Source organism: Coxiella endosymbiont of Ornithodoros maritimus (assembly GCF_907164965.1).
Taxonomy (GTDB): domain Bacteria; phylum Pseudomonadota; class Gammaproteobacteria; order Coxiellales; family Coxiellaceae; genus Coxiella.
The window spans coordinates 1-5057 of record NZ_CAJRAM010000091.1 but is presented as its reverse complement, the minus strand read 5'-3'; the positions used below and the strand labels follow the sequence as shown (position 1 = coordinate 5057).

Sequence of the window (5057 nt, the reverse complement as noted above, 5' to 3'; positions counted from 1 at the left end):
TTTTAAGTTTTTCACGCTTCACCACGGGTGGGTAATGATAGAGGCCCCTTGTGTTAAGAAGCTTTGAAAGGAACAAGGTGAATGAAAGAGAAGCATCAACTTTACAGCCATTAGGGGTTTATGCTTAAGTTGACGCCTAGGCATTCTGCAGGCGGGAATCCAGTGCACAGGTTGCGCAGCGTGCCTGGATCCCGCCTGAGCGAGAATGACGAAGGCGCTTTAGAGGAAAAAATATTGAAGCAGCCTGCGTTTATATTTTCGCTAGTAAGCGACAGGGTACTCTTTACACAGAAGTGACTTCTGATCTAGTGAAACGAATCTGGGGGCATAAAGATAATGTAGTGGAAGTATTTACAAAAGAATATAAAGTTCACCAATTAGTATATTTTGAGTTACATGAAGAAATGATTTCTGTTATTTTACATGAAAAGCAGACTAATAAGTGGAATCGATTATGGAAATTGAGACTAATAGAAAAAACAATCCAGAATGGAGAAACTTATATCAAAATTTGTTTTAATCGTCATTCCCCCTGCGTGGAGCGGTGATGGTTTTAGAAATTAAGATATGTTAGTTAGAAAAGTGAGTGAAAATAAAATGAAGGCATTACCGTTTCTATCCATGTCCAATCTCAATCTTCATAACAAACGCGTGATGATTCGTGAAGATCTGAACGTGCCAATGAAAAATGGAAAAATTACGAATGATGAACGGATTTTGCGTGCATTGCCGACGATTCAAAAAGCAATAGAACAAAAAGCACGAGTGATAATTTTATCGCATTTGGGAAGACCAAAAGAAGGGAAATTCGAAAAAGAATTTTCTTTAGCCCCGATAGCCCGCTTGCTGAGTGAAAAATTAAATCAAAAAGTGCCGCTGATCAATAATTGGCTTGAAGGAGTCGCGGTTAAACCAGGTCAGGCCATTCTTTGTGAAAATGTGCGGTTCAATAAAGGTGAAAACGAAAATAATACCGAACTTGCTAAACGGATGGCGGGGTTGTGCGATATTTTTGTTATGGATGCTTTTGCAACGGCACATCGTGCCCAAGCATCCACGGCTGGCGTCTCTGAATACGCAAAATTAGCTTGCGCCGGTTCTTTACTCATTTCCGAAATCGAAGCTTTATCCCGCGCCTTAGAAAATCCTCAAAACCCATTGGTCGCTGTGGTAGGCGGCTCAAAAGTTTCAACCAAAATTCATTTATTAGAAAATTTATTAGATAAAGTTGAGCTGTTAATCGTAGGTGGTGGTATTGCAAATACTTTTTTAAAAGCGCAGGGCTATCCAATTGGAAAATCGCTCTGTGAAAATGAATGGTTGGACGCGGCTCAGCAATTTTGGGAGAAAGCCGCCGAAAAAAACGTTTCTCTCCCTTTGCCGCTGGATGTTATTGTGGCGGATGAATTGTCAGAAAATGCGAAAGCAACGGTGAAAAATATCAATGCCCTAACCAGTGACGAATCTATTTTCGATGTAGGGCCAAATACTTCGGCAACCTATTCCAAGTTGATGGCGCAAGCGGGCACGATTGTTTGGAACGGGCCCATCGGCGTTTTCGAAATAGAAGCATTTAGTCAAGGAACACGCGCGTTGGCACAATCCATTGCAAAAAGTACCGCTTACTCTATAGTTGGGGGTGGAGATACCCTGGCTGCTTTGGATAAATTCAATCTGACCGATCAAATGTCTTACGTTAGTACAGCTGGAGGTGCATTTTTAGAGTTTTTGGAAGGAAAAATATTACCTGCTATTAAGATTTTAACGCGACGAGCAAAAGAGTATGAGCAAAAATAATAATCACATGTTGCGCCGCACCAAAATTATTGCCACCTTAGGGCCAGCAACCGATGATTTTTCTATACTTGATAGAATTATTCACGAGGGTGTTGACATCATTCGCTTGAATTTCTCGCACGGCACTCATGAGAAACACAAACAACGGATTGAAATGGTTCGCAAGGCGGCAAAAAAACAAGAACGGGTAATCGGAATTTTAGCGGATTTGCAAGGGCCTAAAATTCGCATATCCAGCTTTAAAATTGGCAAAATTAATTTAAAAAAAGGCGAGTTATTTATTTTGGACGCCAGGCTCCCACCCGAAGAAGGTACAGAGAAAAGCGTTGGGATTGATTATAAAAATTTGCCAAAAGACGTAAAAACCGAAGATATTTTATTGTTGGATGATGGGCGTCTTACCTTGAGGGTGCAAAGCGTCAAGGGAGATCAAATTATTTGTCGGGTTGTTGAAGGCGGCGTATTGTCAGGCCACAAAGGCATTAATCGATTAGGCGGTGGGCTCTCTGCGGAAGCGATGACGGAAAAAGATATCAACGATTTGAAATTTGCAGTTGATTTTGATGTGGATTATGTGGCTATTTCATTTCCCCGCGATGCGCAGGATATTTTAAAAGCCAAGCATCTGGTGCAAGGTTACAAAGGAAAGGTGGGTATCATTGCTAAAATTGAACGTACTGAAGCGGTTAAAAATATCGACGCCATTATTGAAGCGAGTGATGGAGTCATGGTGGCGCGGGGTGATTTAGCGGTCGAAATTGGCGATGCACAAGTGCCTTTAGTGCAAAAAGATATTATTCATCGCGCCCGTTCCATGGATAAACCCGTCATTATCGCGACTCAAATGATGGAGTCCATGATTCATGCGACCGTGCCCACACGGGCTGAAGTGTCTGACGTAGCAAATGCCGTACTCGATAATAGCGATGCCGTTATGTTGTCAGCGGAAACCGCTGTTGGTGATTATCCTGTTTTAGCTGTAGCCGCAATGGCGCGAACGTGCGTTGTTTCGGAAGCTCAGCCGCGTTCGCATATTTCTCGTCATCGTGTTGAATGCCGTTTCAAACGGATCGATGAAGCCATTTCAATGGCAACTATGTATGCAGCTAACCATCTTAATATCAAAGCCATCATCACCTTAACCGAATCGGGAATCACCCCCTTATGGATGTCGCGTATCCGTACGGCTATCCCCATTTATGGTCTCAGTCGATTCGATAAATCGCTCGGGCGAATGACACTTTATCGTGGTGTTTACCCTATTAAATTTGATCCAACTCAATACACGCGCGACGAAATTAATGTAAAAGCCGTTGAAACGTTGCAAAGTCAGGACTTATTGAAAGACGGCGATTTAGTGGTCTTAACCAAAGGCAATTACATGGGCGTGGGTGGCGGATCTAACGCAATGAAAATTATGGTGGTGGGAAAAGTCGTTTAAGGGTTAGCACCGGGGGGCACAAGTATGATGTTTCCGTTTGAGTTGAGAACCATTAGTGCAAGGCTGAAGAGGCTGAATAAGCTGATTAAGGTGGATTTTCCAAGTCGAGTTATGTGTTTCAAGGAATAATTCGATATAAGGCTGCGACCATCGCGTTGTATAAGTGTGATCTGAAAATAGTTGAGGAAAGTAGGATGACCCAGATGAACATTCTTTTATTAATTCCATCAATTGGTGAACAATTCCTAAATTGGGGGGAAACAGCATTGGCGGATGAGTATCCATCAATATTATTCGCTAAGCTTAGTATGCACTTTGGGATAATTCATAAATAGTTCATGAATTTGCGCTTGCGTAAAGCTGCCGGTATTTCGCAAATGAATAACATCAGTTTTGATTTCAGTAAGAAACGTCGTTAAATCTCTCGGTGCTTGCCCAGGATGACAGGCTTTCGCCAAGGGCGTATTAATGTCTTCCCATATCCATCCAGCAACGTCTATAAGTCCACAAACCTGCGAGCAAAAGGCGGACGGCGAAGTTAAATGAAGGAATTCCTTTTTTTTGGATACTAACTGGCTCCATAATTGATTCATATGCTGCCAATTTGCTGATGACTCGCCCGACGCTTGAAACGAATGGGACACCCCGGAGATGCTAAAATAAGTTGGGGTAAGAATTGTGAGAGAGTGAGTAAAGGGGAGACGGTGATTTCGTTTCTGAGGGGTGTGCATTCACTTGATGAGTTTAATGAAGTGTTCGGACCTTGACGCGCAAAGTTGGCTTTTAGTAACTCTAACCGCTGGCACAATTCATCTTCATTTCCATTACGAAAAGAGGGATTCACTGCTCGTTGCATCGAATCTTGGGAAATGAGGGGAGGCATGTCTCAGATTTGGATGAATGTATAGTAGCTAATTTTTGCCATCAAGGCTCGAACCTGGTCGTTCGAAAACCAGTGCTGCAAACGGGAAACTTCTTCTTCGATATAGCCTAAAACTGTTGCGAATTGCTTATGACGGCAACCTACTAAGCCCCCATGTTTAATTTTTTCTTGGTAGAAATCAATTAGACGTTCTAAAATAAGGAGGTTCCGTTTATCAATTATCTTCCTCGCATCGAGAACGGCTTGAAAGTTAGCTCGTGTTTTATCAAGAATTCTTAATCCAGGCTATCCCGTTTTAGTACAATAATAAGCTATTATTTTTTCAGTTACCTCATGGAGTAGGGGGGCGTCTTCTCCCTTGTTTTCGGGAATAGCTTCCTTGAAGGTCAGAGGAAGAGGTTTCCTCGGACAAGTCGATAAAATTAACCAGTGGGTGTAAACTTGTGGGCAAAAGTGATGTGGGCGCTGGCTCACTAATCGAAGTTAAAATGTTACTTTCCCTCTAAGAGGCTTTTAATGGGGCTAAAAAACCTTCCCGAGGAAGGCAAAACAGCCGAGGCATTTTCCACGAAAGTAGGAGTTTCGCTTAAAGGTTGATCACCATTTTCTGGATGTTGATGAGGAAAAGAAAATGAAGAGTTCCCACGGCTCATTCTTAGCCTCCTTAGCCTAAAGTTATTAGTATTTAACCCCAGTACCATGTTATCAATCAAAACTTAAAGAAAAATGAAACCGAAATTTTTTAAATCAGATTAGAAGCGATACGAGCTATTGTCTTTATCTATAATAAAAGTAGCCTGTATGAAGCGCAGTGAAATACGGGGATGATAGACGAGATCATTATTTTCCCGTATTCTGCTTTGGTCTATACGTATATGGCCCCAGGGTTGTTGTCAACAATCAGTTTTGACGAAAAGAACGTATATGCGGCTTCAC

Annotated in this window: 3 protein-coding genes and 1 pseudogene; 3 read left to right on the top strand and 1 reads right to left on the bottom strand. The window is 42.1% G+C overall.

Annotated features, from left to right (window positions below):
• The first annotated feature begins 293 nt into the window (after positions 1–293).
• The 3 genes from OWO34_RS08055 to pyk are packed head-to-tail and all read left to right on the top strand — an operon-like array spanning position 294 to position 3238.
• Positions 294–548: a GIY-YIG nuclease family protein gene (locus OWO34_RS08055; protein WP_267257152.1), complete on the top strand. Its 255-nt coding sequence runs from the start codon at positions 294–296 to the stop codon at positions 546–548.
• 34 nt (positions 549–582) lie between these two features.
• A complete protein-coding gene (locus tag OWO34_RS08050; protein ID WP_267257153.1) occupies positions 583–1797 on the top strand; it encodes a phosphoglycerate kinase in 1215 nt (404 codons plus the stop codon).
• Positions 1784–3238, top strand: coding sequence for a pyruvate kinase (gene pyk, locus OWO34_RS08045; RefSeq protein WP_267257151.1), 1455 nt, complete (start codon positions 1784–1786; stop codon positions 3236–3238). Before OWO34_RS08050 ends, pyk begins: the two co-directional genes overlap by 14 nt.
• 3 nt (positions 3239–3241) lie before the next feature.
• Here the strand turns inward: pyk and OWO34_RS08040 are convergent.
• Positions 3242–4822: pseudogene (locus OWO34_RS08040) on the bottom strand (hypothetical protein).
• Between the last annotated feature and the right edge of the window lie 235 nt (positions 4823–5057).

What these genes read in the sequence shown, in the direction of transcription:
- pyk (WP_267257151.1), top strand. Translation starts at nt 1,784, where the DNA reads ATGAGCAAAAATAATAATCACATGTTGCGCCGCACCAAAATTATTGCC.